Source organism: Vogesella lacus, from assembly GCF_979366295.1.
Genome location: NZ_CEETQT010000007.1, coordinates 176778 through 202108, shown reverse-complemented (window position 1 = coordinate 202108; position 25331 = coordinate 176778). Strand labels below are relative to the sequence as shown.

Sequence of the window (25331 nt, the reverse complement as noted above, 5' to 3'; positions counted from 1 at the left end):
GCTGCGGCCAACCTTGTGGGTTGGCCGCACGTTGTCAGCTAGACAAGACAACGCGGGAGACAGGCTCCCGCGCTGCGGTATTACAGATCCAGGATCAGGCGAGCCGGATCTTCGATCGCATCCTTGATGGCTACCAGGCTCAGTACAGCCTCGCGACCGTCAATGATACGGTGGTCGTAGGACTGTGCCAGATACATCATCGGACGCACGACAACCTGACCGTTTTCCACGACAGCGCGCTCTTTGGTAGCGTGCATGCCCAGAATGGCGGACTGTGGCGGGTTGATGATAGGGGTAGACATCATTGAGCCGAAAGTACCACCGTTGGAGATGGTGTAAGTACCGCCGGTCAGTTCGTCAACGGTCAGCTTGCCTTCCTGGGCACGCTTGCCGAAGTCGGCGATCTGCTTCTCGATGTCGGCCAGGCTGAGCTGGTCGGCATTGCGGATAACCGGTACCACCAGACCACGCGGGCTGCCTACGGCCACACCGATGTCGAAGAAGCCGTGGTAAACGATGTCGTTACCGTCAACGGAGGCGTTCACGATCGGGTACTTTTTCAGGGCAGCAACCGCGGCCTTGACGAAGAAGCCCATGAAGCCCAGCTTCACGCCGTGCTCTTTCTCGAACTTGTCCTTGTACTTGTTGCGCAGATCCATCAGCGGCTTCATGTTCACTTCGTTGAAAGTGGTCAGAATCGCGTTGGTCTGCTGCGACTGCACCAGACGCTCGGCGACGCGCTGGCGCAGACGGGACATTGGTACGCGCTGTTCCGGACGACCGGACAGGTCAGCAACAAAAGCGGTGGCAGCGGCAGCTGGCTTGGCGGCCGGCTTGGCAGCGGCAGCAGCTACGTCTTCTTTCAGCACACGACCGTCACGGCCGGTACCGGCAACCGAACCCAGTGCTACGCCAGTCTCGGCAGCCAGCTTGGCAGCAGACGGCATGGCCAGCGGCTCGGCGCGGGCAACCACGGCAGTACCGAAACCGATAGCCGGATCAACCGCAGCCGGTGCAGCAGCCGGGGCCGGAGCGGCTTCAGCAGCCGGCGCCTTGTCGCCGGCAGTCGCGGCGGTATCGATACGGGCGATCAGCTGACCGGAAACGACGGTCGCGCCATCCTGCTCGATGATTTCAACGATCACGCCAGCCTGTGGTGCTGGCAGTTCCAGCACAACCTTGTCGGTTTCCAGGTCGATCACGTTTTCGTCACGGGCAACAGACTGACCAACAGCCTTGTGCCAGGACATCAGGGTAGCTTCGGATACGGATTCCGGCAGCTGCGGAACTTTAACTTCAATGATGGCCATTGTTCTTCTCCATATTGGGGAGCCCGAGCTCCCCGTTATTGTCATGCAGGACGATTACTTGATCGCGGCAAAGGCTTCTTCAACAAAGGCCTTGAGCTGGGCAACGTGCTTGCTCATATAGCCGACGGCTGGCGATGCGGACGACGGACGACCGGCAAAGCCCAGCGTTTGCTTGCCTTGCAGCAGGCCTTCCAGACGATGGCGGATCTGGTACCAGGCACCCTGGTTGCGCGGCTCTTCCTGAACCCACACGATTTCCTTGACGTGAGAGTAAGGCTCGAGCACGGCTTGCAGCTGCTCGGTCGGGAACGGGTACAGTTGCTCGATACGCACGATGGCAACATCGTTCTCGATACCGCGCTCTTTGCGGCCATTGACCAGATCGTAGTAGACCTGACCGGCACACAGCAGTACGCGCTTCACCTGCTTCGGATCGGTAATACCGGCATCGGCAATCACCGGGCGGAAGCCGTGATCGGTGAAGTCAGCCAGCGGGCTCATGGAATCCTTGTAACGCAGCAGGCGCTTGGACAGGAAAATCACCAGCGGCTTGCGATACGGGCGCAGCACCTGACGACGCAGCATATGGAACATCTGCGAAGCTTCGGATGGCATGACCACTTGCATATTGTGCTCGGCGCACAGTTGCAGCCAACGTTCCAGACGCGCGGAGGAGTGCTCCGGGCCCTGACCGTCATAGCCATGCGGCAGGATGGTGGTCAGACCGCACAGACGGCCCCACTTGGTCTCGCCCGAGGAGATGAACTGGTCAATCGCGACCTGGGCACCGTTGGCGAAGTCGCCGAACTGGGCTTCCCAGATCACCAGCTTGTCAGGTGCAGAGCAGGCGTAGCCGTACTCGTAAGCCATGACCGCTTCTTCGTTCAGGATCGAGTCGATCACGCGGAAGTCAGCTTGTTGCTCGCTCAGGTTCGCCAGCGGAATGTGGGTACCCTGGTCCCACTTCTCGCGGTTCTGGTCGTGCAATACAGCATGACGGTGCGAGAAGGTGCCACGACCGGAGTCTTCACCGGAGATACGCACGCCGTAACCATTGGTCACCAGGCTGGCGTAAGCCAGGGTCTCGGCCATACCCCAGTCGAAGTCCTGATTGCCGGCAGCCATGGCCAGACGGGCATCCAGTACTTTCTTCACGGTCGGGTGCAGCTTGAAGCCTTCCGGTACGGCGGTGAACTTCTCGGCCAGACGCTGGATATCGGCGGCAGGCAGGCTGGTATCAGTCGGGTGCGCCCAGTGGGTGCCCTGATACTGGCTCCAGTCCAGCGCGTGTTCGCGGCGGTAGTTGGTCAGCGTGGTCTGTTCGACGTGCTCGCCCTTGTCCAGCGCATCACGGTAAGCCTGGATCAGGCTTTCGGCTTCGCTGGCGGACAGGACGCCTTCGGCCACCAGACGCTCTGCATACATGGCACGGGTGCCCTGATGCTTGGCGATCTTCTTGTACATCATCGGCTGGGTCAGGAACGGGTCATCGCCCTCGTTGTGGCCCAGTTTGCGGTAGCACACCAGATCGATTACCACGTCCTTCTTGAAGGTCATGCGGTAGTCGAGTGCAGCCTGCATTACATAGCAAACCGCTTCCGGATCATCTGCATTCACGTGGAAGATCGGTGCTTCGATCATCTTGGCCACGTCGGTACAGTACAGCGTGGAACGCATGTCGCGGGTGTCGGAAGTGGTAAAGCCGACCTGGTTGTTGATCACCAGGTGCAGGGTACCGCCAGTACGATAGCCACGAGTCTGCGACAGGTTGAAAGTACCCTGGTTCACGCCCAGACCACCGAAAGCGGAGTCACCGTGAATCAGCAGCGGCACCACAGTCTTGCCTTCCAGATCCTTGCGACGCTCCTGACGGGCACGCACCGAACCTTCGACTACCGGATTCACGATCTCGAGGTGGGACGGGTTGAACGCCAGCGACACGTGCATCGGGCCGTTCGGGGTCGGGATGTCGGAAGAGAAGCCCATGTGGTACTTCACGTCACCGGACGCCAGATCCTGCGCTGCCTTGCCTTCGAACTCGGCGAACAGGTTGGCAGGCTGCTTGCCCAAGGTGTTGACCAGCACGTTCAGACGACCACGGTGGGCCATACCGATGATCAGCTCTTCCACGCCTTGCGCAGTACCGTTCTGGATCAGGTGATCCATTGCGGCGATGGCGGCTTCGCCACCTTCCAGCGAGAAACGCTTCTGGCCGACATACTTGGTATGCAGGTAACGTTCCAGCGTCTCGGCAGCAGTGATCTGCTTCAGAATGCGCTTTTTCTTGTCGGCATTGTAATGCGGGGTCGACAGGTCACCTTCGAAGCGCTTCTGTACCCAGTGCTTCTCTTCGGAGGTGGTGATGTGCATGTACTCGACGCCGATATTGCCGCAGTAAGTCTGCTTCAGACGGGCAATGATCTCGGACAGCGGCAGCTTGGCCGGGCCAACCAGCGAGCCGGCATTGAACTGTACGGCCATGTCGGCATCGCTCAGGCCCTGGCTCAGGTGGTCCATCTCGCGCATCTGCGTCTGGTCCATGCGCTTGAGCGGGTCGAGATTGGCCTGGCGTGAACCCAGTACGCGGTACGCAGAGATCAGCTTCAGTACCGCAACCTGCTTCTGCATGGACTCCCAGTCAGCGGCAGCATTGCTGCGCGCGGCCATCGGCGGGCGCTTGGCCAGCTGGATGAAGGATTCCTGGATGGGCAGGTGCGCCACATCGCGCTCGACTACGCCAGGCGTAGCGGCGAGCTTGTCAAAGTAGTCCCGCCACTCCTGCGGTACCACCGTCGGATCAGCGAGGTACTGTTCGTACAGTTCCTCGATGAACGGTGCATTCCCGCCAAACAGGTGGGAATGACTGTACAAGGTTTGCATCATTTTCGACCCTTTGTCTGCGTTGCTGCTTTAGCAAAAAGCGTTTTGACAAAGAGAGCTGGCACTGCGACAGACATCCAGAGCACCTCCCTTTGACAGAGCGTTCTTTACAACCGGCATGACGGTAATAAAGGTTGGCCGCATCGCGGCCAACCTTTAACAGCGACTTAGCGCTTGTCGGACTCGATGAAATCGCGACGTGGTGCGCCGGTGTACAGCTGACGCGGACGACCGATCTTCATGCCCGGGTCGGAGATCATCTCTGCCCAGTGCGAGATCCAGCCCACGGTACGGGCCAGCGCGAAGATCGGGGTGAACATCGATACCGGGATACCGATAGCGGACAGCACGATACCGGAGTAGAAGTCGACGTTCGGGTACAGCTTGCGCTCGATGAAGTACGGATCTTCCAGAGCGATCTTTTCCAGCGCCATGGCCAGCTTGAACTTCGGGCTGTCCTGCAGGCCCAGTTCTTTCAGCACTTCGTCGCAGGTCTCTTTCATGATCGCTGCGCGCGGGTCCATGTTCTTGTACACGCGGTGACCGAAGCCCATCAGCTTGTGGGTCTTGTTCTTCACGCCTTCCATGAAGGCAGGAACGTTGTCCACGGAGCCGATTTCGTCCAGCATCTTCAGTACGGCTTCGTTGGCGCCGCCGTGGGACGGACCCCACAGGCAAGCGATACCGGCCGCGATACACGCGAACGGGTTGGCACCGGAAGAGCCAGCCAGACGCACGGTAGAAGTCGAAGCGTTCTGCTCGTGATCAGCGTGCAGGGTGAAGATACGATCCAGCGCACGCGCCAGAACCGGGTTCACCTTGTACTCTTCGCACGGCGTCGAGAACATCATGTGCAGGAAGTTCTCGGCATAGGTCAGACCATTCTTCGGATAGGAGAATGGCAGGCCTTTGTTATAGCGATAAGCCTGGGCTGCAATGTTCGGCAGCTTGGCGATCAGGCGGTGAGCCGAAATCTTGCGGTGATCCGGGTTATTGATGTCCAGCGAGTCATGGTAGAAGGCGGACAGCGCGCCAACCACACCCACCATTACGGCCATCGGGTGAGCATCACGACGGAAGCCCTTGAACAGGGTCATCAGTTGATCATGCAGCATATTGTGGCGCATGATGCCGCGCTCGAATTCAGCGCGCTGCTGGGCGTTCGGCAGTTCGCCGTTCAGCAACAGGTAGCAGACTTCCAGGTAGTCGCTCTTCTCGGCCAGTTGCTCGATCGGGTAACCGCGGTAGTACAGCTGACCCAGGTCACCATCGATAAAGGTGATCTTGGACTCGCAGCTGGCGGTAGCCAGGAAGCCAGGGTCAAAGGTGAACATGCCGGTCTTCGCGAAAGTGCGAATATCAACGACATCAGGACCGAGTGTGCCGGCCTGTACGGGCAAGTCCAGTGCATCCTTGCCGTCGTTATAAGTGAGCGTCACTTTACGATTGTTTTCCACAGCAATACTCCCAGTCTAATTTGTGGTCGTTGTAATTTATGGTTGCTGCTTTGCACTGCACTTACGCGCGGCGCAATATCCCGATGATGTGAGTCAGTTCGGGGTCTTCGATTTCCGCCTTGCCGTTGACGTAGTCCAGGAAATCGTTGTCCGGAAGCTCCAGACAACGCCTGTACGCCAACAGCTCGGCCTGGGTCAGCCGGTTGAAACCATCGGCCAGAAAACGCTCCAGCACCAGGTCCAGCTCCAGCAAACCCCGGCGCGAGCGCCAGCGGATCCGCTTGATTTCAATCGGATCGATTTCGGTCATACGGCACGCTTGACCATCAGGTCCTTGATCTTGCCGATGGCCTTGGTCGGGTTCAGGCCCTTAGGACACACGTCCACGCAGTTCATGATGGTGTGGCAACGGAACAAGCGGTACGGGTCTTCCAGATTGTCCAGACGCTCGTTGGTCGCAGTATCGCGGGTATCGGCGATAAAGCGGTAGGCAGCCAGCAGGCCGGCCGGGCCAACGAATTTGTCCGGGTTCCACCAGAACGACGGGCAGGAAGTCGAGCAGCTGGCGCACAGGATGCACTCGTACAGGCCGTCCAGTTCCAGACGGTCTTCCGGTGATTGCAGGCGCTCTTTTTCCGGGGCCGGGGTATCGTTGATCACGTACGGCTTGATCGAGTGGTACTGCTTGAAGAACTGGGTCATGTCCACGATCAGATCGCGGATGACCGGCAGGCCTGGCAGCGGGCGCAGCTCGATCGGCTGTTTCAGATCCTTGATATCGGTCAGACAGGCCAGACCGTTCTTGCCGTTGATGTTCATGGCGTCGGAGCCACACACACCTTCACGGCAGGAACGACGGAAGGACACGGAGTCATCCTTGATCTTCAGCTTGACCAGGGCGTCCAGCAGCTTGCGATCGGTAGCATCGACCTCGACGCTGATGTCCTGCATGTACGGCTTGGCGTCCTGGTCCGGGTTATAGCGATAAACGCGGAATTGCACGGTTTGCGTTGTCATCTGTCAGCGTCCCTTAGTACGAGCGAGTCTTGAGCGCGATGGTCTCGACGGTCAGCGGAGTCATGTTCACCGGCTTGTACTCCAGACGGTTGCCGTCACGGTGCCACAGGGTGTGCTTCAGCCAGTTCTTGTCGTCACGACCGTTCGGGGTCTCGGCGGTATCCGGTGCATCATCACGCACGTGGGCACCACGGGACTCGGTACGGGCATTGGCGGAAATCATGGTCGCCTTGGCCACTTCGATCAGGTTTTCCAGCTCCAGCGCTTCGATACGCGCAGTGTTGAACACCTTGGACTTGTCGTGGATCTGGATCTTCTTGACCATTTCTTCCACTTCCAGGATCTTGGCTGCGCCTTCGGCCAGCATGTCCTTGAAACGGAATACGCCGCAGTGGTTCTGCATGGTGCGCTGCATGGCGTTGCGGGCGTCGTTGACTTCGACACCGTTGGTCTGGCCATCCAGGCGGGCTATACGTGCCACCGAACGATCCACATCAGCGGTCGCCAGTACTGGCAGATCAGCAGGCTGTTCCTTGATGAAGTCGATCATCGAGTTGGCCGAGCTCTTGCCGAAGACCAGCAGGTCGAGCAACGAGTTGGTGCCCAGACGGTTGGCACCGTGTACCGAGGCACACGCTACTTCACCAGCTGCATAGAAACCGCTAACCGGCTTGCCATCGATCACGACTTCGCCGCGATAGTTGGTCGGAATACCACCCATCTGGTAGTGGCAGGTCGGCACGACAGGAATCGGGGCGACGATAGGATCAACACCAGCAAACTTGATGGAGATCTCGCGGATACCCGGCAGCTTGGACTTGATGACTTCCGGATCCAGGTGGGTAATGTCCAGCAGCACGTGATCCTTGTTCGGACCACAACCGCGGCCTTCATTGATCTCGGTCACCATAGCGCGGGAAACCACGTCACGCGACGCCAGATCCTTGGCGTTAGGCGCATAACGCTCCATGAAACGCTCACCCGCGCTGTTACGCAGGATACCGCCTTCACCACGTACGCCTTCGGTAATCAGTACACCGGCACCGGCAACACCGGTCGGGTGGAACTGCCAGAATTCCATGTCCTCCAGCGGGATACCGGCACGTGCGGCCATACCCAGACCATCACCGGTATTGATGAAGGCATTGGTGGAAGACGAGAAGATACGGCCGGCACCACCGGTCGCAAACAGGGTGGCCTTGGCTTGGAATACCACGATTTCGGAGGTTTCCATTTCCATGGCAACGACGCCCTGGACATTGCCGTCAGCATCACGTACCAGATCCAGCGCCATCCACTCTACGAAGAAGTGGGTGTTGGCACGGACGTTACGCTGGTACAGCGCATGCAGCATAGCGTGACCGGTACGGTCAGCCGCAGCACAGGCGCGACGCACCGGCTTTTCGCCGAAATTGGACATGTGGCCGCCAAACGGACGCTGGTAGATGGTGCCATCTTCGTTGCGGTCAAACGGCATGCCGAAATGTTCCAGCTCTACTACCACTTTCGGGGCTTCGCGGCACATGAATTCGATCGCATCCTGGTCACCTAGCCAGTCCGAACCTTTAACGGTGTCGTACATGTGCCAGTGCCAGTGATCCGGCTCGGAGTTGCCCAGCGAGGCGGAGACACCACCTTGTGCAGCAACAGTGTGCGAACGGGTCGGGAATACCTTGGACAGTACCGCGGTCTTCAGACCGGCCTCGGACAGTTGCAAGGCAGCGCGCATACCGGCGCCACCGGCACCGACGATTACTGCATCAAAACGACGAACGGGTACAGTCATTACAGCCCCCAGACAACCTTAAGCGAATAAATGAAACAGGACACCAGCCATACAGCGGTAAAGGTATGCATGGTCAGACGCAGACCAACCGGCTTGATGTAGTCCATCCACAAATCACGGATACCGACCCAGGCGTGCAGGAACAGCGCGATCAGCGTAGTTTGGGTCAGCACCTTCACCCAGGTCTGACCCATCAGCAGTTTCCAGCCTTCATAGCCGGAAGGCATGGCCAGCAGGAACAGTACCAGTGCAACGGTGTAGGCCAGCATGACCACGGCGGTCAGACGCTGAACCAGCCAGTCTTTCAGACCATAGTGAGCGCCGACAACTTGACGGTTTACCATAGTACGCCTCCGATAATCACAGTCAGGGACAGGCTGACAACCAGCACCAGCTTGGCGGTAGCGCGGGCAGTCTGCAGCTCGAGACCCTTGTGCATATCCAGCAGCAGGAAGCGGATACCGGCAACTGCATGGTGCAGGAAGGCCCACAGCAAACCGATCAGGATCAGCTTGACCAGCGGATTGGCGACAACGGCGCGATAGCTGTCAAAAGAATCAGCGGAACTCAAGGAACCACTGAGGAGATAAATCAGGATTGGCAGAGAGAAAAACAGTGCCACTCCGCTGATACGGTGCAGGATCGAGACGATGCCCGGCACCGGCAGCCTGATCTTGGCCAGATCTAGATGCTTTGGTCGTTGCTTCTGCATATAGCTTCCTTGGATGTGCATGAACCAAGTGGTTTTTACAGGGCTGCCACTTGCTGCGGCAACCTCTTTTGGCCGGTTACCCGACCGCTCCGTGTCATGCTGCAACTGCAGCACAACCGCGAAATTCTAGCAAAATTCTGGTAAGCGCCGCACTACATGACAGAAATACGACATCAACCATCAAAATATCGACTGCAGATTTCAGACTTCCCGCTGCGTCAGTGCCTGCTGATCCGTGACGCACAGGCGATCTCGCCACTCCACCAGCTTGCCCGTTGCATCTGCGGCCAACCTCACATGCAATAACAGCGGCAATTCGGTATCAATCCCCAGCAACTGGCGCTCGTCACGTCCGGATCGGATTGCTCGCCACTGCTGTGACACCACATGCAGTCGCAGACCTTCCTGCTGCAGCAAGCTCCACACCCCGGCCTGCCTGAGTTGCTTGCCATCCAGCTCCGGCAACAAGGTCAGCGGCAGCAAGACATCATCAAGTGCTACCGCCCTGCCTCGCAGTCGCCACAACAACCTGACCCGGTGAAACACCGAGCCGCGGCGCAGACCAAAGGCTTCGCACACCTCATCGGCAGCACTGATACGACTGACGCCGAGAAACTCACGCTGCAGCCTATCCGGCGACTCGCCAAACAAGCCTGGCGTAACCAGCGACATACCAGCCCAGTCATCACAAGAAGCTGCCACAAAAGTGCCGCGCCCTTGCTGGCGGTACAGAAATCCATCATTCACCAGATCGCCCAGTGCTTTACGAACCGTCCCCTGACTGACCTGTAACTCGGCAGCCAGATCCCACTCACTGGGCAACATGTCGCCTTCCAGCCAATCGCCTTGCGAAATACGCAGCGCCAACTGGTCGTAAACCTGGCGGTAAAGGGGTAAACGACTAGGTACTTTGCTGTTCATTCAACGTTTTATCATCATTCTGCGACAAGGTAAATACTAGTCTTATATAAGACACAAGACAAGACCCCCATACCGCACCAGCACAAACGCGAAAACGCATGTTAAACTCCGTGAAACTGTTGCAAAGCAGCATCCAAAGGCAGTCCATTTACAGCTCAAAGGAGAGTACAACGATGAAAGCCCCCGTACGCGTTGCCGTCACTGGCGCAGCCGGTCAGATTGGTTACAGCCTGTTGTTCCGCATTGCCAGCGGTGAGATGCTGGGCAAAGACCAGCCAGTCATCCTGCAATTGCTGGAAATCGCCAATGAAAAGGCCCAGCAGGCCCTGCAAGGCGTAATGATGGAGCTGGAAGATTGTGCCTTCCCGCTGCTGGCCGGCATGGTTGGCACTGACGACCCGAATGTTGCCTTCAAGGATGCAGACTACGCCCTGCTGGTTGGTGCCCGTCCACGCGGCCCAGGTATGGAGCGCGCTGACCTGCTGCAGGAAAACGCCAAGATTTTCACCGTTCAGGGCAAGGCACTGAACGATTTCGCCAGCCGCAATGTAAAAGTGCTGGTCGTTGGCAACCCGGCCAACACCAACGCCTACATCGCCATGAAGTCCGCTCCGGATCTGAATCCGAACAACTTCACCGCCATGTTGCGCCTGGACCACAACCGCGCACTGTCGCAACTGGCTGCCAAGACCGGCAAACCGGTTACCCAGTTCGAGAAGCTGACTGTATGGGGCAACCACTCTCCGACCATGTACGCCGACTACCGCTTCGCGACCGTTGCCGGCCAGTCCGTCAAAGACCTGATCAACGATCACGAGTGGAACCGTGACGTCTTCCTGCCGACCGTCGGCAAGCGTGGCGCCGCCATCATCGCTGCTCGTGGCCTGTCGTCTGCTGCTTCTGCAGCCAACGCTGCCATCGACCACATGCGCGACTGGGCACTGGGCACCAATGGCCAGTGGGTCACCATGGGCATTCCGTCCGACGGCTCCTACGACATCCCTAAAGATGTGATGTTCGGCTTCCCGGTAACCTGCGAGAATGGCGAGTACAAGATCGTTCAGGGCCTGGAAATCGACGAATTCAGCCGTGAGCGCATCAACATCACCCTGAACGAGCTCGAAGAAGAGCGCGCTGGCGTAGCTCACCTGCTGGGTTAATCTGACCCGATCAGGCAAAAGCGCACCGCAAGGTGCGCTTTTTGTCTTTACTGAATTAGCCTTTTTATTGTTTGAACCGCTCTTTTGGAGGTCGACACACCATGATTGAAGCCGAAGTTCTCAATCAGATTCAGGCTCAGATCGATGATCTGAGTGCCCGCAACACCGCTATCCGGGGGTATCTTTGACTTCGACGGCAAAAAAGACCGTCTGGAAGAAGTATCCCGTCTGACTGAAGACCCGGAAATCTGGAACGACCCGAAAAAGGCGCAAGACCTTGGCCGCGAGCGCAAGCAGCTCGAGGACGTGGTGCTGGTCATCGAAGGCATTGCCAACACGCTCGCCGACTGTGCCGAGCTGTTCGAGATGGGCAAGGCCGAAGAGGATGACGACACCATCCTGGCCGTCAAGGCTGATCTGGACGCTGTGGAAGAAAAGCTGGCCAAGCTCGAATTCCGCCGCATGTTCCACGATCCGATGGACCCGAACAACTGCTTCCTCGATATCCAGGCCGGTGCCGGTGGTACCGAGGCGCAAGACTGGGCCGGCATGCTGCTGCGCATGTATGTGCGCTTTGCCGAACGCAAGGGCTTCAAGGTCGAGATCCTTGAAGAATCCGAAGGCGATGTAGCCGGCATTACCAGTGCCACCATCAAGATCGAGGGCGAATACGCCTACGGCCTGATGCGTACCGAAGTCGGTGTACACCGCCTGGTGCGCGTATCGCCGTTCGACTCCAATGCCCGTCGTCACACCTCCTTCTCATCCGTGTTCGTGTATCCGGAAGTTGACGACAGCTTCGAGATCGACATCAACCCGGCCGATGTGCGTACCGATACCTACCGCGCCTCCGGTGCCGGTGGTCAGCACATCAACAAGACCGACTCCGCCGTCCGTCTGACCCACATCCCGACCAATATCGTGGTGCAGTGCCAGAACGACCGCTCGCAACACCGCAACCGCGACGAGGCGTGGCAGATGCTGCGTGCCAAGCTGTACGAGCTGGAACTGAAAAAGCGTAACGAAGCCAAGCAGGCGCTGGAAGACAGCAAGACTGATGTGGGTTGGGGTCACCAGATCCGTTCCTACGTCTTCGACCAGTCGCGCATCAAGGATCTGCGCACCAGCTACGAAGTCGGCAACATCAAGGCCGTGATGGATGGCGACCTTGACGGCTTCATCGAAGCCAGCCTGAAGCAAGGCGTATAAATTTCAAAAGGTTGGCCGCACCCGTTGCGGCCAACCTTCAGTCATTAGTGGAGACCCGCATGTCCGAGCAAGAATCCGGCCTGCCGCAGCAGGACGAAAACCATATCATCGCCGAGCGTCGCGAAAAGCTGAAAGCCATCCGCGAAGCCGGTATCGCCTTCCCTAACGACTTCAAGCGCGAACACTTTGCCGGCGATCTGCAAAGCAGCCACGGCGAAAAGAGCAAGGAAGAGCTGGAAAGCCTGAACATCCAGGTGGCCGTTGCCGGTCGCATGATGCTCAAGCGCGTGATGGGCAAGGCGAGCTTCGCCACCATCCAGGACGCCTCCGCGCAGATCCAGCTCTATATCAACGACCAGGGCGTCGGTGCCGACGTGCACAGCGCCTTCAAGCACTGGGACATGGGCGACATCCTGTCCGCACGCGGCACCCTGTTCAAGACCAACAAGGGCGAACTGTCTGTCAACGTCACCGAGCTGCGCCTGCTGACCAAGAGCCTGCGCCCGCTGCCGGACAAGTTCCACGGCATGACCGATCAGGAACAGAAATACCGTCAGCGCTACGTCGACCTGATCACCAGCGAAGAAAGCCGCAACACCTTCATCAAGCGCTCGAAGATCGTACAGACCGTGCGTGACGTGATGGTGGGCGAAGGCTACCTCGAAGTCGAAACTCCGATGATGCACCCGATTCCGGGTGGTGCCGCCGCCAAGCCGTTCGTGACCCATCACAACGCGCTGGACATGCCGCTCTACCTGCGTATCGCGCCGGAACTGTATCTGAAGCGTCTGGTGGTCGGCGGCCTCGAGCGCGTGTTCGAGATCAACCGCAACTTCCGCAACGAAGGGATGAGCACACGCCACAACCCCGAGTTCACCATGATCGAGTTCTACGAAGCCTACAGCGACTACCAGCGCATGATGGACATGACCGAGACCATCATCCGCCGCTGCGCGGTAACCGCCACCGGCGGTACCACCGTGAGCTATCAGGGCAAGGAAGTGGATCTGGGCAAGCCGTTTGACCGCTTCACCATCGTTGGCGCGATCAAGCACTACAACCCGCAATACACCGACGAGCAGCTGACCAATGCCAATTGGGTAGCCGGCGAGATCCAGCGTCTGGGCGGCAAGCTGCCACCGGCACCTGGCCTTGGCAGCCTGCAACTGGCGCTGTTCGAAGAATGCGCCGAGAGCCTGCTGTGGAACCCGACCTTCATCATCGACTACCCGGTTGAAGTGTCGCCACTGGCGCGAGGCTCCGACAGCCAGCCTGGTATTACCGAGCGTTTCGAGCTGTTCATCGTTGGCCGCGAGCACGCCAATGGCTACTCCGAGTTGAACGATCCGGAAGACCAGGCCGCCCGTTTCCTGTCGCAGGTGGCGCAGAAAGACGCCGGCGACGACGAAGCCATGCACTATGACGCCGACTACATCCGCGCCATGGAATACGGCCTGCCACCGACCGGCGGCTGCGGCATCGGCATCGACCGTCTGGTGATGCTGCTGACCGACGCTCCGTCGATCCGCGACGTGATTCTGTTCCCGCAGATGCGTCACGAAGGCTAAGCCTCATAAGGTTGGCCGCACGCCGGCAAGAAAAAGGGCAAGCATGATGCTTGCCCTTTTTTCATCCGATCATCAGCGCCACCCTTGCGGCCAACCTTGTGCACGGTTTACAGCTCCCGCAGCCCGGTGTTCTCCAGCGGCCGTTTGAGCTGCGCCGACAACAGCTTGTAGCTGTCGGCATCAAACAAGGGCTTGCCTTGTGGCAGGGCATTTTCATCGCGACGGCTGCCGAGGTAGCACCAGCGGTCAAAAACGTGTTCTTCCCACTCGCCGCTGACCGGGTCGGTTTCGCGGATCGCAATCGCGCCGGTAAACGGCCAGCGATTGATTTTCAGACTGCCCAATGCCTGCAGCAGACGCAGATTATGGCTGTCAGCATCCTCGCGACCGATGCAGGCACCCTTGCAGCGCCTGACCTGCCAGGCAAAGCAGGCCCCTTTGCGAGCACCGCGCTTTTCCAGCTGCAACATGGTCTGACACAGGCCATTGCCCTCACAGATCTCGTGCAAGACTTTTTTGGCTTCTTTCTGGGTGCGGAACAGGCCGTACAGGCTATCAAGCCGGCCAAAGTCGACATCACGCGCCCAGACGATGCGCGGGCTCAGAAAGCCGTTGTCCAGCGTCTCCAGCTGCAAGGAGCACAATTCCTGCTCCAGCCGGCCGCGCTGGTTATGCAGCGGCTGCAGTTCCTTGATCAGCCGCGACTCCAGCAAGAGCGCGCCAAACTCGCCGATGGTCTCCTGCCACTCGACGCGGCGGATCTGCTGGCTGATGCGCATTTCCTTGTGTTGCTTGTGATCGCCGGAAAAATGCGACAGCACGCGCTTGCGCAGATTATTGCTCTTGCCGACATACAAGGGCAGCTGGTTTTCACCATAGAAAAAGTACACCCCCGGCACATCTGGCAGGTCTTCCAGCACCTCCGCATCCAGCCCCGGCGGGGTGGCCGGCAGCGCCATCAGCTTGTCGGCCGCCTGCTCTACTGCCTCGCGGCCATGCTCGGCCAGCATCAGCTGCAGATACTGGTACAAGGCCTCGGTATCGGCCATGGCGCGGTGGCGGTCGGCATGCGGGATCTGGTGCCGCTGGATGATGGCCTCGAGGCTGTGTTTGTATTCACGCGGGTACATCTGGCGCGACAGCTTGACGGTACACAGCACATCGCGGCGAAACGGCCGCTGCAGGCGCTTGAATTCGTTTTTCAGAAAGCCGTAATCGAAGCGCACATTGTGGGCAATCAGCAGCCGGCCGGCGAGCAAGCCATCCAGCTCGTCGGCAATCGCGGCAAACGGCGGCGCATCGGCCACCATGGCATCGGAAATGCCGGTGATCTGCTCGATAAAGGCCGGAATTGGCTGCCCCGGATTGACCAGCTGTTCGTAATGGCGCACCTCGTCGCCATCAATCAGGATGATGCCGATCTCGGTGATGCGGTCGCGGGTGATGTGGCCGCCGGTGGCCTCAAGGTCAAGAATGGCTAGGGGACGATCAAACAGCATGTCAGGTGCGGGGTTTCTTTGCATTCAGTTGCTGATAGACGCGCAGCGCCACCCAGGCATCGTTGGCCGCATACAAAAGCTGGGCATCGGACAGCGGCAGGCGCGACCAGTTGGAGGTGCTGAGCTTGCGTGATTTGCGAAACTGCTGGCCAAACACACGGGCCACCGCCTGCACCGCGCCGACGGTCAGCTGCTCGCCCATCTGGCGGAACAGGCGGCCGATATCGACCACATGCTCGAGGCTCAGGCCCAGCTTGTGCCACAGATGCTGGCGGTCGCTACGCAGATCAAAACCGACCAGTTGCAACTGACCACTGGCCAGCAGCGGGCGCAGGCCGGCCATCACTGCTTCATCGCTGACGGCAAACAGATAGGCATGCTCGAGGGTAGCCAGCTGGATCAGATGCGGGCCGTCGGACTCTTCGCCCTTGTGAAAGGTTGGCCGCGACTCGGTATCAAAACCGACCAATCGCGCTGCAGCCAAGGCCGCCAGCGCAGCCGGCAGGCTGTCTGCATTCACCATGGTAATGGCCGAGAGTGGCAGGGCAGCAAACGGCGGCAGCGCCTTGATTTCTTCGCGGTCGTAGTGTCGTAACAGCCTGGATGACATGGGTTTCTTTCAGAAGGGCACGGTGCTATGCCAGCTGCAGCGTTCGCCGCTGACGGGATGCGGCAGCGCCAGCTCGCGCGCATGCAGCATCAGTCGCGCAGCAGGGCGACCATCATACAGGGTATCGCCGATAATGGCCGCCCCCTGCTGTTGCATATGCACACGCAGCTGATGTGTACGGCCGGTTACCGGCTCCAGCGCTACGCGCGTGGTCATGTTGGCCGCATCGACACCGAGCACGCTAAAACGGGTCAGGGCTGGCTTGCCCGCCTGCTGATCCACCATCTGCCTTGGCCGGCGCAGCCAGTCGGTGATCAGCGGCAGGCTCACCTCGCCCTGCGTGGCGGGCAACAGGCCGCCTAACAGCGCCTCGTAGCATTTGTCGACACGGCGCTCGGCAAAGCTGATGCTCAGCGCGCGCTGCATCGCCTCGCCACGCCCCAACACTACGAGGCCGGAAGTCGCCATATCGAGGCGGTGCACAATCAGCGCATCCGGGTAAAGCGTCTGCACGCGATGAATCAGGCAATCGAGCATGCCTTCGGCGCGACCCGGCACGCACAACAGGCCGGCTGGCTTGTCGACCACCAGCATGGCCTCATCGGCGTAAATGATCTCGGGCATGCCTGGTGGCGGCCGGTAGTGTTCTATCGTGTGGCTCACGGCCGGCTTGTCTTGCCCTGGCTGGCTATTTATGCTGAATACCTCATCCACCCTACTTCACCCGTCATCATGTCCGAACAATTTTACAACGACCCTTATCAGCAAAGCCTGCAAACCACCGTGCTGCAACACGACGAGCGAGGCCTGCAGCTGGCCGATACGCTGTTTTATCCGCTAGGCGGCGGCCAACCCGGCGACAGTGGCCAGCTGCTGCTGGAGGATGGTCGCCAGCTGAACATCAAGGACACCCGTCGCGACAAGGAAAGCCGCGCCATCCTGCATCAGCTGGACGAGCAGGACATCCGCCTGAGCGCCGGCAGCACCGTCACCCTGCAGCTCGACTGGCCACGCCGCTACCGTCTGATGCGCCTGCACAGCTGCCTGCATCTGCTATCTGTCGTCATCAAGGCCGGTGTGACCGGCGGCAATATCAGCCCCGACTCGGCGCGCCTCGACTTTGACCTGCCTGAGGGCATGGAGCTGGATGCAGCCAACATCGAGCAGGAACTGAACCAGCTGATTGCCAGCGATCTGCCGGTCAGCGTACAGATGACCAGCGGTGCCGCGTTGCAGGCACAGCCCGAGCTGATCAAGACCATGTCGGTAACCCCGCCCCTGCATCTGCCCGAAATCCGCCTGATCGCCATGGGCGAGGTTGACCTGCAGCCCTGTGGCGGCACCCACGTTGGCCGCAGCAGCGAAATCGGCCGCGTCATCGTCAAGAAAATCGAAAGCAAGGGTGCGCGTAACAAGCGTGTGGTCATCGCGCTGGCCGATTAGGCACTGTCAGCAACGACAAAGCCCGCCATCGTGGCGGGCTTGTCTGTCAGGCGGAACGCTCAGGAACCGACCTTGTAGCGCGGCGGCAGCAGCAAGGCTGGTACTTCGCGCTGACGCTGTGGCAGTACGCGCCCCGGCACGGTATTGCGTGCAGTCTTGCGACCTTCACCTGCATCGAAGTCACGCGGCTTTTCCACCGGCTGCAGCAAGCCGCGCGGTGTTTCGCGCTCACGCTCGCGCCGGAAGTCACGACCGCTGTCATCGCGACGACGCTCGCTGCGTTCGCCACGCTCGGCCCGCTCTTCACGCTCGCGCGGCGGACGCTGGCTGAAACTGTCAGGCAGCGGCAACGGGGTCAAAGTCTGGCGGGTTAGCTTTTCAATGGACTCGTGCTGCTTGGTCTCGTCTGGCGACATCAGCGAAATCGCCACACCGGACGCGCCGGCACGACCGGTACGGCCGATACGGTGCACATAGTCTTCTGGCGAATTCGGCATTTCATAGTTAACCACGAATGGCAGCTCGGAAATATCGAGGCCACGCGCCGCAACGTCGGTCGCCACCAATACGCGCAGGTCACCACTCTTGAAGCGCTCCAGCGTTTCCAGACGCGCACTCTGCGCCTTGTCACCGTGAATCGCCTCGGCCACATGGCCATCGCGTTTCAGATCGCGCGACAGCTGGTCGGCAGAAATCTTGGTCTTGCAGAATACGATTACCTGGCTCATCTCGCGTTCGCGTATCAGGTGCGACAGCAGCGCGCGTTTACGGAAGCCGTCTACGGCGTAGACCAGCTGCTCGACCTGGGCATTGGTCGAATTCTGGCGTGCGACTTCGACAGTCTGCGGCTCGTGCATGAAGTCGGCGGCCAACTTCTTGATCTCGGGCGCGAAGGTTGCCGAGAACAGCAGGGTCTGGCGCTGACGCGGCAGCAGGGACATGATCTTGCGGATGTCCTGGATGAACCCCATATCCAGCATGCGGTCGGCTTCGTCCAGCACCAGCACGTCAACCTTGTTCAGCTGGATGGTTTTTTGCTGGATGTGGTCAAGCAGACGGCCCGGAGTCGCAATCACGATTTCGACACCGCGACGCAGCTCGGCCACTTGCGGGTCCATATTCATGCCGCCATACACGGTGGTGCTGCGCAGCGGCAGATGCTTGGTATAGGCCTTGGCATTCACCCCGATCTGGTCAGCCAGTTCACGCGTCGGGGTCAGGATTAGCGCACGGACCGGATGCATGGCCGGCGATACGCTGGGATTGGCAAATTTTTTCAGTCGTTCGAGGATAGGCAGCAGGAAGGCTGCTGTCTTGCCGGTTCCCGTCTGTGCGGCAGCCAGCAGGTCGCGCCCGGTCAACACCAGCGGAATGGCCTTGGCCTGTACCGGTGTCGGATCGCGGTAACCCAGCTCGTCGATGGCCCGCAGGATTTCGGGCGACAGACCCAGCTCGGTAAAAGACATAGTCAAACTCCATCAGGCTACGCCGCCTTGCGGCCAACCTGCATTATTTAATTAAATGCAAAGCGCCGCCCTCTGCCAGGCGGCGCAAGTTTTGATGACGATCAGGCCAGCAAACCGGCCACGCTGAACAGCAGCACCATGAACAGCCACAGCAGCACCGTACGCCACACCAGCCCTACCGCACTCTTGAGGTAGGATGGATCGGCATCATCGCCAACGCCCAGTTCCGGGCGGTACTTGATGGTGTAGTCCTGACGCAGCGGATCACCCAGACGCACACCCAATGCACCCGCCGCCGAAGCCAACAGGATACCGGTCGCGTAATTACCCCAGGTACGAGCCTGCGAGCGCCAGCAATAGACCGCGTCTTCAAAGTCACCCATCACGGCAAAGCTGATTGCCGTCAGACGCACAGGGATCCAGTCCAGCCATTCACCGGCTCGCTGGGCAAAACGCCCGAACAGGTCATCATCACGCCAGCCCCACTTTTGCGCCAACATCTGGGTGGCGCGGTAGAGCACGGCGCCGGTTGGGCCTGGCAACACCACAAACCAGAACATGGTGCCAAACACATGACGGTAGCTATCCTGTACACCTTGCTCGATCGCCAGACGGGAGACCTCCTCGACCGACAACTCGGCGGTTGGCTGGTTGATCCACTTGCCCAGCTCAAGGCGCGCATCGATATCACGGCCTTCGTTCAGTGCCAGCGAAATACCCGAGAAGCTGCCGGAGAAATGGCGAAAGCCCATGGTCAGATACAGCACGAGCACATTCCACGCCAAGGCCAGCAACACGCTGACCTGCCCCAGCAGGTAATAACCGCCACCTGCCAGCAGCAGCAAAGGCAATACGGCAGCCGCCCACGCCAGTACACCATGGCGGTTATGGCCGGCATTCAGGTTTCGTTCCAGATAATTGGCATAGCGGATGAAAACCAGCCAGACGCGATTGCGATTACCTAGCGGACGAAGCTGTTCTAGTGCCAGGGCAATGACGAGGGAGATCAAAGTCATGGATCAGGAAAGGCGCAAGTATGGGACTTGCGTGCGAAGATAACATAAAAAGCAACAAGCCGCTCAGGCCGAGCCCAAACGGCGTGAAGACGGACCGGATGGTGAGGCGAAGGTACCATGCCGGCCATAACCATCAATCTGGCGCGCCTCGTCACGCAGGGTACGCAAGGCCTTGTCTGCGAAATCCATACGCTCTTGCGCCATGCTGGCATTGATGTCGTTCATGGCATGAACCCGCGCAAGGCTGTGCTCAAGACCAATCCACCCTTGCTGTACAGCTGGTTCGGACTGCGATAGCCAGCCAAGCAGCTGTGACTGTTCTGTCAGACCAAGTTGGCCGCATAGCTCGACCCGCATCTGTTTACACTGCTGCAGTGCCAGCAAGGCATCCTGCTTCTGCTTGGCCAGATCATCAATACGGAAAGCGTCAAAACGCACGATGGCACTTTGTTCTTCTTCAAGCAAAGACAGCAGTGCGGCAAGCACTGCTGTTTCCTGTTCACAGCATTGCACGAATTGTGCAGTCACAGCATCCATAAATCTTACCCGGCGAGCAGCTCTTTGGTACTGGCAATCAGACTGTCAGCAATGGCGTCCGGATTGATCTTGAATTCGCCATTGGCAATAGCGGCCTTGATGGCAGCAACTTTCTCGGCATCAAAAGCCTCAGCAGCCTGCGCAGACTTCTCGACACCCTGAGCACGGCTGGCAAACGAGTTGATGGAAACGCTCTCGCCCGCGACTGCCGGTTTGCCGGATGCCTCGTCTTTTTTGGCAGCGCGTACCGGGGTACCGTAGGCCGCTGCCACTTTGCCCGAATTGTCGATCTTCATTTTTCACCTGCCCGAAAAAATGTTTGCTTATCTAGCTTTATTATCGCCCGAAACAAGCCAGACTTGACGACTTTTTCTAGGGGGATGACAACAAGACTGTCAAGTCGTCTTGCACTACGCCCGAAACAATCTTGCCGGATGGCACCCGCACATTGACCCGATCCCCGACTGAAGCACTTCCCAGCGCGACACCTTCACCATTGATGCTGAAATTGTCACTACGCACCACGATTCTGACCGGCTGACTCATTTTAACCACAATGGGTAGTCGCAGCTGAGTCGCCCGTAAAACCGAGTTGGCCGCAATCGTAGTTAGCGCTGCCTTGCCGACAATCAAAGCCTCATCGCGAATGGCCTGAACCGCCAATGAGCGGTTATCAACCGGCAACAGGCGCACATCTCCTGCCTGCAATACCTCACCAGCCCTGATTTGTCTGACCGAGTAATACGCCATCACTCTTTCACTGGCCGTCAGGGGCATTTGTACCTTCCAGCCCATTGCCGCACAGCTGACACCCAATGCCGTATGCGGCATGCCCCTTTTGGGCAACCACTCGAACTGAAATGCTTCCGGACAAGCTTTTAGCCGCCAGCGCACGTCGGCCTTGGCAACATCATACTGATAAGGATTATCTTCACTCAGTCGCGAAACGAACTCCCGCGCCTGCTGGTCAAGTATGCGCAAGTCTTGTACGGCCGCCATTACCGGGCCTGCCAGCGCCCCCAACAGACACAGAAAAGTCATTTGTTTTTTTGCCATAAGCCATTGTAGCGTGATGTCGCAACTGGCAAAAACATTGACTGGCAAAAACAAACGTTTGACTATTTATGAGCAATAGATGATTACGTATTGCCCACAATACCAACACGGAGGAGAAACCCATGCACAAGAAACTGAAACCCCTGACCCTTGCCCTGCTGCTTGCCAGCAGTCTGCCCGCTACCGCCGGCAGTTTCAGCCAGCTTTATCTGTTTGGCGACAGCCTCACCGACAGCGGTGCCTTTGCCGGCCAGGCTATTCCGAACGGCAGCGGCGGCTTCAGCCTGCTGCCGGCCGGTGCGCGCTGGACCATAGACAATGCGGCCAACCATGCAGATGTGCTGGCTGGCAAGCTGGGCCTCAGTGTCAAGGCTGCCAATGCCGGCAGCACCCTGGGCAGCAGTGGTAACAACTTTGCTCAAGGCGGCGCCCAGTCGGTCAATTACGCTACCGGTGCCACCCTGCCTGGCGGCAGCACCCAAGGCCCGGGCCCTGGCGGTCTGGATATTCGTGATCTGCCGCAGCAGGTACAAGACTATCTGACTGCCCACGGCGGCCAGGCCGATCCAGCCGCCCTGTATTTTGTCTGGACTGGCGGCAATGATATTCCGACCGCCGCCGCAGCCGGCAGCAGCAGTGCCGCTGGCGTTGCGGCAGCCGCAGCACAAAGCCAGGTCGCCCAGATCGCCGCGCTGAAAAATGCCGGCGCCAAGCTGATCATGGCACCTAACCTGCCCTCTTTCGGTAATACACCAGCCGCCTTCTTCGCCATCATTGATGGCAACAGCCTGCTGAACGACACCCAGAAGAACGCACTGAAAGCCGCCACCGCCAACGTGCTGCGCAGCGGCAGCACCCTCGACAGTACCAGTCAGCAGGCACGCATCGGCGCCGCACTCGACCTGTTGGCCGCACAACTCTCCGGCGCGACATCCGGCGCAGCATTTGACACAGTTCGCGGCCAACTGGCCAACGGCTACCAGACCGCCAGCAAATCGCTTAACGATCTGACCACGGTCTACAATCTGGCCGCCGACACCGCCATCGCCAGCAGTGGTGCCAATGTGATTCGCGCCAATGTGAATGCGCTGTTTGCCGAAGCGCTGGCCAATCCGGCCGCTTTCGGCTTCAGCAATGTTACCGGCCCAGCCTGCGGTGGCAATGCCGCCAGCGGGGTGAACTCCTCACTGGTTTGCAGCAGCAGCCAGACTGGCAGCGAAACTTATCTGTTTGCCGATGACCGTCACCCATCGCCGCAAACCCACCAGATGCTGGGCCAGTACTTTGCCAGCCTGGTGCTGGCGCCGGAGTACGCACTCGCCATGGGCAGTGCGGTGGCCAATGATGCCCGTGCCATTGGCAGTCAGCTGCAGGCACGCCTGCAGCAAGACAACGGCAAGGTCGGCAGCCTCGGCGCCTTCTCTTCGGTGCTGGGTGGCAAGCAGAATCTGCCAGGCGGCAAGCAGGATGGTGCGCTGCTGACACTCGGCATCGACTACCAGCAAAGCGACAGCCTGAAGCTGGGTCTGGCCTTCAGCCAGGGCAAGCGTGACATCAGCCTCGGCGCACTGGGCAATATCGATGCCGATCATCAGGCAATCAGCACCCTCGCCGGTTATCAGCAGGAGAACTGGTGGCTCAATGGCAGCTTCACACTGGGCAGCGCCGATCTCGACAGCCGCCGCAGCATCACCCTCGGCGCACTCAATCGCACCGAGTCTGGCAAGACCCGTGCCAACTACCATCAACTGCAGCTGCAAGCCGGCCTGACGATGCCCTATGCCGGCTGGCAAGGCGGCCCGCGTGTTGGTCTCAGCCTGACCGGCGGTCGCGTAGCAGCACTGACCGAAACCAGTCTGTCGAGCACCGGCATGCGCTTTGACAAGCAGAAGCTCGATAGCCAGCAATTGCAGCTGGGCTGGCAAGCGCAGCGTGATCTGGGCAACTGGCAGCCGTATGTCGCACTGGATTTCGTCAGCGAGCTGGGCAACAGCACCCCGGCCCTGAGCGCCGGCCTGACCAGCAATAGCAGCCAGTTCCGCTACGAAGGCCAGAAGCGCGACAAGCAATGGCTGCAGTGGCAGACCGGCGTGCGTGCAAAACTGGGCGACGCGCTGCAAGGCTATCTGCAGGTACAGGGCAGCAGCGGTCGCAGCGGCGAAAACGCCACGCAGTACCAGCTGGGTCTGGCCGCGCAGTTCTGAGCCAGGCACTGATCAGCAAAATGCCCCGCGATTGCGGGGCATTTTGTCTTGCGGCCAACGTCAGTGCTGCGATCAATTCAGTGCATGCTCGACATAGGCTTTGACAGCAGCAGCGTCAGCATCGAATACCGTTACCCGCTGCGGCAGATCTTCCAGCCCTTCGAAACCGGCCGGACGCGGTGCATCACGGTTCAGCGCCTCGCGAATGGTATCGGCAAACTTGGTCGGCAAGGCGGTTTCGAGACACACAATGGTCTCGCCCGGCAGACGCAGTTCCCGCGCCACCTTGATACCGTCGGCGGTGTGGGTATCCACCACCACGCCATCTTCGGCATCCACCTGACGGATGGTTTCCAGACGGTCGGCATGACTGCTCTTGCCCGACACGAAACCGAAAGTCTCGCGCACGGCGGCAAGCTTGGCCGCAAGGTCGAAGCCTTTACCGCTGTCCACGTCCTGCCACAGTGCCTTCACGCTATCGCCATTGCGGCCAACCAGATCGAACACGAAGCGCTCGAAGTTGGACGCCTTGGAAATATCCATCGACGGGCTGGAGGTGACGTAAGTATTGGCGGTGCCACGCGGCTGGTAACGGCCGGTGCGGAAGAACTCGTCCAGCACGTCGTTCTCGTTAGTGGCGACGATCAGGCGCTGTACCGGCAGGCCCATCTGGCGTGCGATATGACCGGCGCAGACATTACCGAAGTTGCCGGACGGCACGCAGAAGCTCACCTGCTCGTCGTTGCTGCTGGTCGCGTTAAAGTAGCCCTTGAAGTAGTACACCACCTGCGCCACTACGCGAGCCCAGTTGATCGAGTTCACCGTGCCGATCTTGTACTTGGCCTTGAAGGCGTGATCGTTCTGGATCGCCTTCACGATGTCCTGGCAATCGTCGAACATGCCCTTGATGGCGATGTTGTGGATGTTGGCATCTTGCAGGCTGTACATCTGCGCGCGCTGGAACGGGCTCATCAGGCCGTCCGGGCTCATCATGAACACATTGATGCCGGCCTTGCCGCGCATCGCGTATTCAGCAGCCGAACCGGTATCGCCCGAGGTCGCGCCGACGATATTGAGCTGCTCGCCCTTTTTCGCCAGCACGTACTCGAACAGATTGCCGAGGAACTGCATCGCCATGTCCTTGAACGCCAGTGTCGGGCCATTGGACAGCTCCAGAATCACCAGACCGTCATGCAGGCGTTTGACCGGGGTAATCGCCTCGCTGCCGTACACCTTGGCGGTATAAGTACGATCGAGGATGTCCTTGAGGTCGGCTTCCGGAATATCGGTCGCAAACAGGCGGATGATCTCGAAAGCGAGATCGGCGTACGACAGATGACGCCACGCATCCAGTTGTTCGCGGCCAACCTTGGGGTAGCTTTCCGGCAAGGCCAGGCCACCATCGGGCGCCAGACCCATCAGGATGGTGTCAGAGAACTCAAGCGGCGCCATGCCGCCACGGGTACTGATGTATTTCATG

The 25331-nt window shown here is 59.3% G+C and carries 23 protein-coding genes; 5 read left to right on the top strand and 18 right to left on the bottom strand.

Annotation, left to right across the window (positions count from 1 at the left end; genetic code table 11):
- Positions 1–80 precede the first annotated feature (80 nt).
- The 9 genes from odhB to ACZ9W6_RS10945 all read right to left on the bottom strand — a co-directional run bounded on the left by odhB (position 81) and on the right by ACZ9W6_RS10945 (position 10083).
- Positions 81–1310, bottom strand: a complete 1230-nt coding sequence (gene odhB, locus ACZ9W6_RS10985; RefSeq protein WP_465191181.1) for a 2-oxoglutarate dehydrogenase complex dihydrolipoyllysine-residue succinyltransferase — start codon at positions 1308–1310, stop codon at positions 81–83.
- 54 nt (positions 1311–1364) lie between these two features.
- Entirely contained in the window at positions 1365–4193 is a 2829-nt protein-coding gene (locus ACZ9W6_RS10980; RefSeq protein WP_465191180.1) for a 2-oxoglutarate dehydrogenase E1 component, read from the bottom strand.
- Positions 4194–4357: 164 nt separating this feature from the next.
- On the bottom strand, positions 4358–5647 hold the full coding sequence (gltA, locus tag ACZ9W6_RS10975; RefSeq protein ID WP_465191179.1) for a citrate synthase: 1290 nt from the start codon (positions 5645–5647) through the stop codon (positions 4358–4360).
- Positions 5648–5708: 61 nt separating this feature from the next.
- Positions 5709–5957 carry an FAD assembly factor SdhE gene (locus tag ACZ9W6_RS10970; protein ID WP_465191178.1) on the bottom strand — a complete coding sequence of 83 codons (249 nt, stop codon included), beginning with the start codon at positions 5955–5957 and terminating at the stop codon, positions 5709–5711.
- Positions 5954–6664 (bottom strand): succinate dehydrogenase iron-sulfur subunit, encoded by a 711-nt coding sequence (locus ACZ9W6_RS10965; protein WP_465191177.1) that lies wholly within the window; start codon positions 6662–6664, stop codon positions 5954–5956. The genes ACZ9W6_RS10970 and ACZ9W6_RS10965 overlap by 4 nt, the downstream gene beginning before the upstream one ends.
- 13 nt (positions 6665–6677) lie before the next feature.
- Positions 6678–8450 carry a succinate dehydrogenase flavoprotein subunit gene (sdhA, locus tag ACZ9W6_RS10960; RefSeq protein ID WP_465191176.1) on the bottom strand — a complete coding sequence of 591 codons (1773 nt, stop codon included), beginning with the start codon at positions 8448–8450 and terminating at the stop codon, positions 6678–6680.
- Complete coding sequence (gene sdhD, locus ACZ9W6_RS10955) at positions 8450–8794, bottom strand: succinate dehydrogenase, hydrophobic membrane anchor protein (RefSeq protein ID WP_465191175.1); 345 nt, start codon at positions 8792–8794, stop codon at positions 8450–8452. Before sdhD ends, sdhA begins: the two co-directional genes overlap by 1 nt.
- Positions 8788–9162, bottom strand: coding sequence for a succinate dehydrogenase, cytochrome b556 subunit (sdhC, locus tag ACZ9W6_RS10950; RefSeq protein WP_465191173.1), 375 nt, complete (start codon positions 9160–9162; stop codon positions 8788–8790). Before sdhC ends, sdhD begins: the two co-directional genes overlap by 7 nt.
- Positions 9163–9363: 201 nt before the next feature.
- Positions 9364–10083: a GntR family transcriptional regulator gene (locus tag ACZ9W6_RS10945; protein WP_465191172.1), complete on the bottom strand. Its 720-nt coding sequence runs from the start codon at positions 10081–10083 to the stop codon at positions 9364–9366.
- A gap of 173 nt (positions 10084–10256) precedes the next feature.
- Between ACZ9W6_RS10945 and ACZ9W6_RS10940 the strand changes: the two genes are divergently transcribed.
- The 3 genes from ACZ9W6_RS10940 (at position 10257) to lysS (ending at position 14020) form a co-directional block, all read left to right on the top strand.
- On the top strand, positions 10257–11243 hold the full coding sequence (locus tag ACZ9W6_RS10940; protein ID WP_465191171.1) for a malate dehydrogenase: 987 nt from the start codon (positions 10257–10259) through the stop codon (positions 11241–11243).
- A gap of 104 nt (positions 11244–11347) precedes the next feature.
- Positions 11348–12452 (top strand): peptide chain release factor 2 gene (gene prfB / locus ACZ9W6_RS10935; protein ID WP_465191220.1). Its coding sequence is split into 2 segments (ribosomal slippage): positions 11348–11428 and positions 11430–12452, totalling 1104 coding nucleotides; the frame shifts between segments, so codons are not numbered across the junction.
- Positions 12453–12511: 59 nt separating this feature from the next.
- Entirely contained in the window at positions 12512–14020 is a 1509-nt protein-coding gene (gene lysS, locus ACZ9W6_RS10930) for a lysine--tRNA ligase (RefSeq protein ID WP_465191170.1), read from the top strand.
- Positions 14021–14127: 107 nt separating this feature from the next.
- Here lysS and ACZ9W6_RS10925 read toward each other — a convergent pair whose 3' ends face one another.
- From ACZ9W6_RS10925 to ACZ9W6_RS10915, 3 genes are read right to left on the bottom strand one after another with little or no spacing between them, the layout of a single operon-like run.
- Positions 14128–15543: an exonuclease domain-containing protein gene (locus ACZ9W6_RS10925; RefSeq protein WP_465191168.1), complete on the bottom strand. Its 1416-nt coding sequence runs from the start codon at positions 15541–15543 to the stop codon at positions 14128–14130.
- Entirely contained in the window at positions 15521–16129 is a 609-nt protein-coding gene (locus ACZ9W6_RS10920) for a 3'-5' exonuclease (RefSeq protein WP_465191167.1), read from the bottom strand. The genes ACZ9W6_RS10925 and ACZ9W6_RS10920 overlap by 23 nt, the downstream gene beginning before the upstream one ends.
- 9 nt (positions 16130–16138) lie before the next feature.
- Positions 16139–16792 (bottom strand): RluA family pseudouridine synthase, encoded by a 654-nt coding sequence (locus ACZ9W6_RS10915; protein ID WP_465191166.1) that lies wholly within the window; start codon positions 16790–16792, stop codon positions 16139–16141.
- Between the two features lie 69 nt (positions 16793–16861).
- Between ACZ9W6_RS10915 and ACZ9W6_RS10910 the strand changes: the two genes are divergently transcribed.
- Entirely contained in the window at positions 16862–17572 is a 711-nt protein-coding gene (locus tag ACZ9W6_RS10910; RefSeq protein WP_465191165.1) for an alanyl-tRNA editing protein, read from the top strand.
- A 59-nt stretch (positions 17573–17631) separates the two neighbouring features.
- Here ACZ9W6_RS10910 and ACZ9W6_RS10905 read toward each other — a convergent pair whose 3' ends face one another.
- From ACZ9W6_RS10905 to flgA, 5 genes are all read right to left on the bottom strand, one after another.
- A complete protein-coding gene (locus ACZ9W6_RS10905; RefSeq protein WP_465191164.1) occupies positions 17632–19038 on the bottom strand; it encodes a DEAD/DEAH box helicase in 1407 nt (468 codons plus the stop codon).
- Positions 19039–19139: 101 nt separating this feature from the next.
- Positions 19140–20054, bottom strand: a complete 915-nt coding sequence (locus ACZ9W6_RS10900; protein ID WP_465191163.1) for a CobD/CbiB family protein — start codon at positions 20052–20054, stop codon at positions 19140–19142.
- 63 nt (positions 20055–20117) lie between these two features.
- On the bottom strand, positions 20118–20591 hold the full coding sequence (gene flgN, locus ACZ9W6_RS10895; protein ID WP_465191162.1) for a flagellar export chaperone FlgN: 474 nt from the start codon (positions 20589–20591) through the stop codon (positions 20118–20120).
- 5 nt (positions 20592–20596) lie between these two features.
- Positions 20597–20887 carry a flagellar biosynthesis anti-sigma factor FlgM gene (gene flgM, locus ACZ9W6_RS10890; protein WP_465191161.1) on the bottom strand — a complete coding sequence of 97 codons (291 nt, stop codon included), beginning with the start codon at positions 20885–20887 and terminating at the stop codon, positions 20597–20599.
- Positions 20888–20963: 76 nt separating this feature from the next.
- Positions 20964–21701, bottom strand: coding sequence for a flagellar basal body P-ring formation chaperone FlgA (gene flgA / locus ACZ9W6_RS10885; protein WP_465191160.1), 738 nt, complete (start codon positions 21699–21701; stop codon positions 20964–20966).
- Positions 21702–21769: 68 nt separating this feature from the next.
- Between flgA and ACZ9W6_RS10880 the strand changes: the two genes are divergently transcribed.
- Positions 21770–23851, top strand: coding sequence for an autotransporter outer membrane beta-barrel domain-containing protein (locus ACZ9W6_RS10880; protein WP_465191159.1), 2082 nt, complete (start codon positions 21770–21772; stop codon positions 23849–23851).
- Positions 23852–23923: 72 nt separating this feature from the next.
- On the opposite strand, the gene thrC is transcribed toward ACZ9W6_RS10880, so the two are convergent.
- Positions 23924–25330, bottom strand: a complete 1407-nt coding sequence (gene thrC / locus ACZ9W6_RS10875) for a threonine synthase (RefSeq protein WP_465191158.1) — start codon at positions 25328–25330, stop codon at positions 23924–23926.
- Position 25331: the final 1 nt, after the last annotated feature.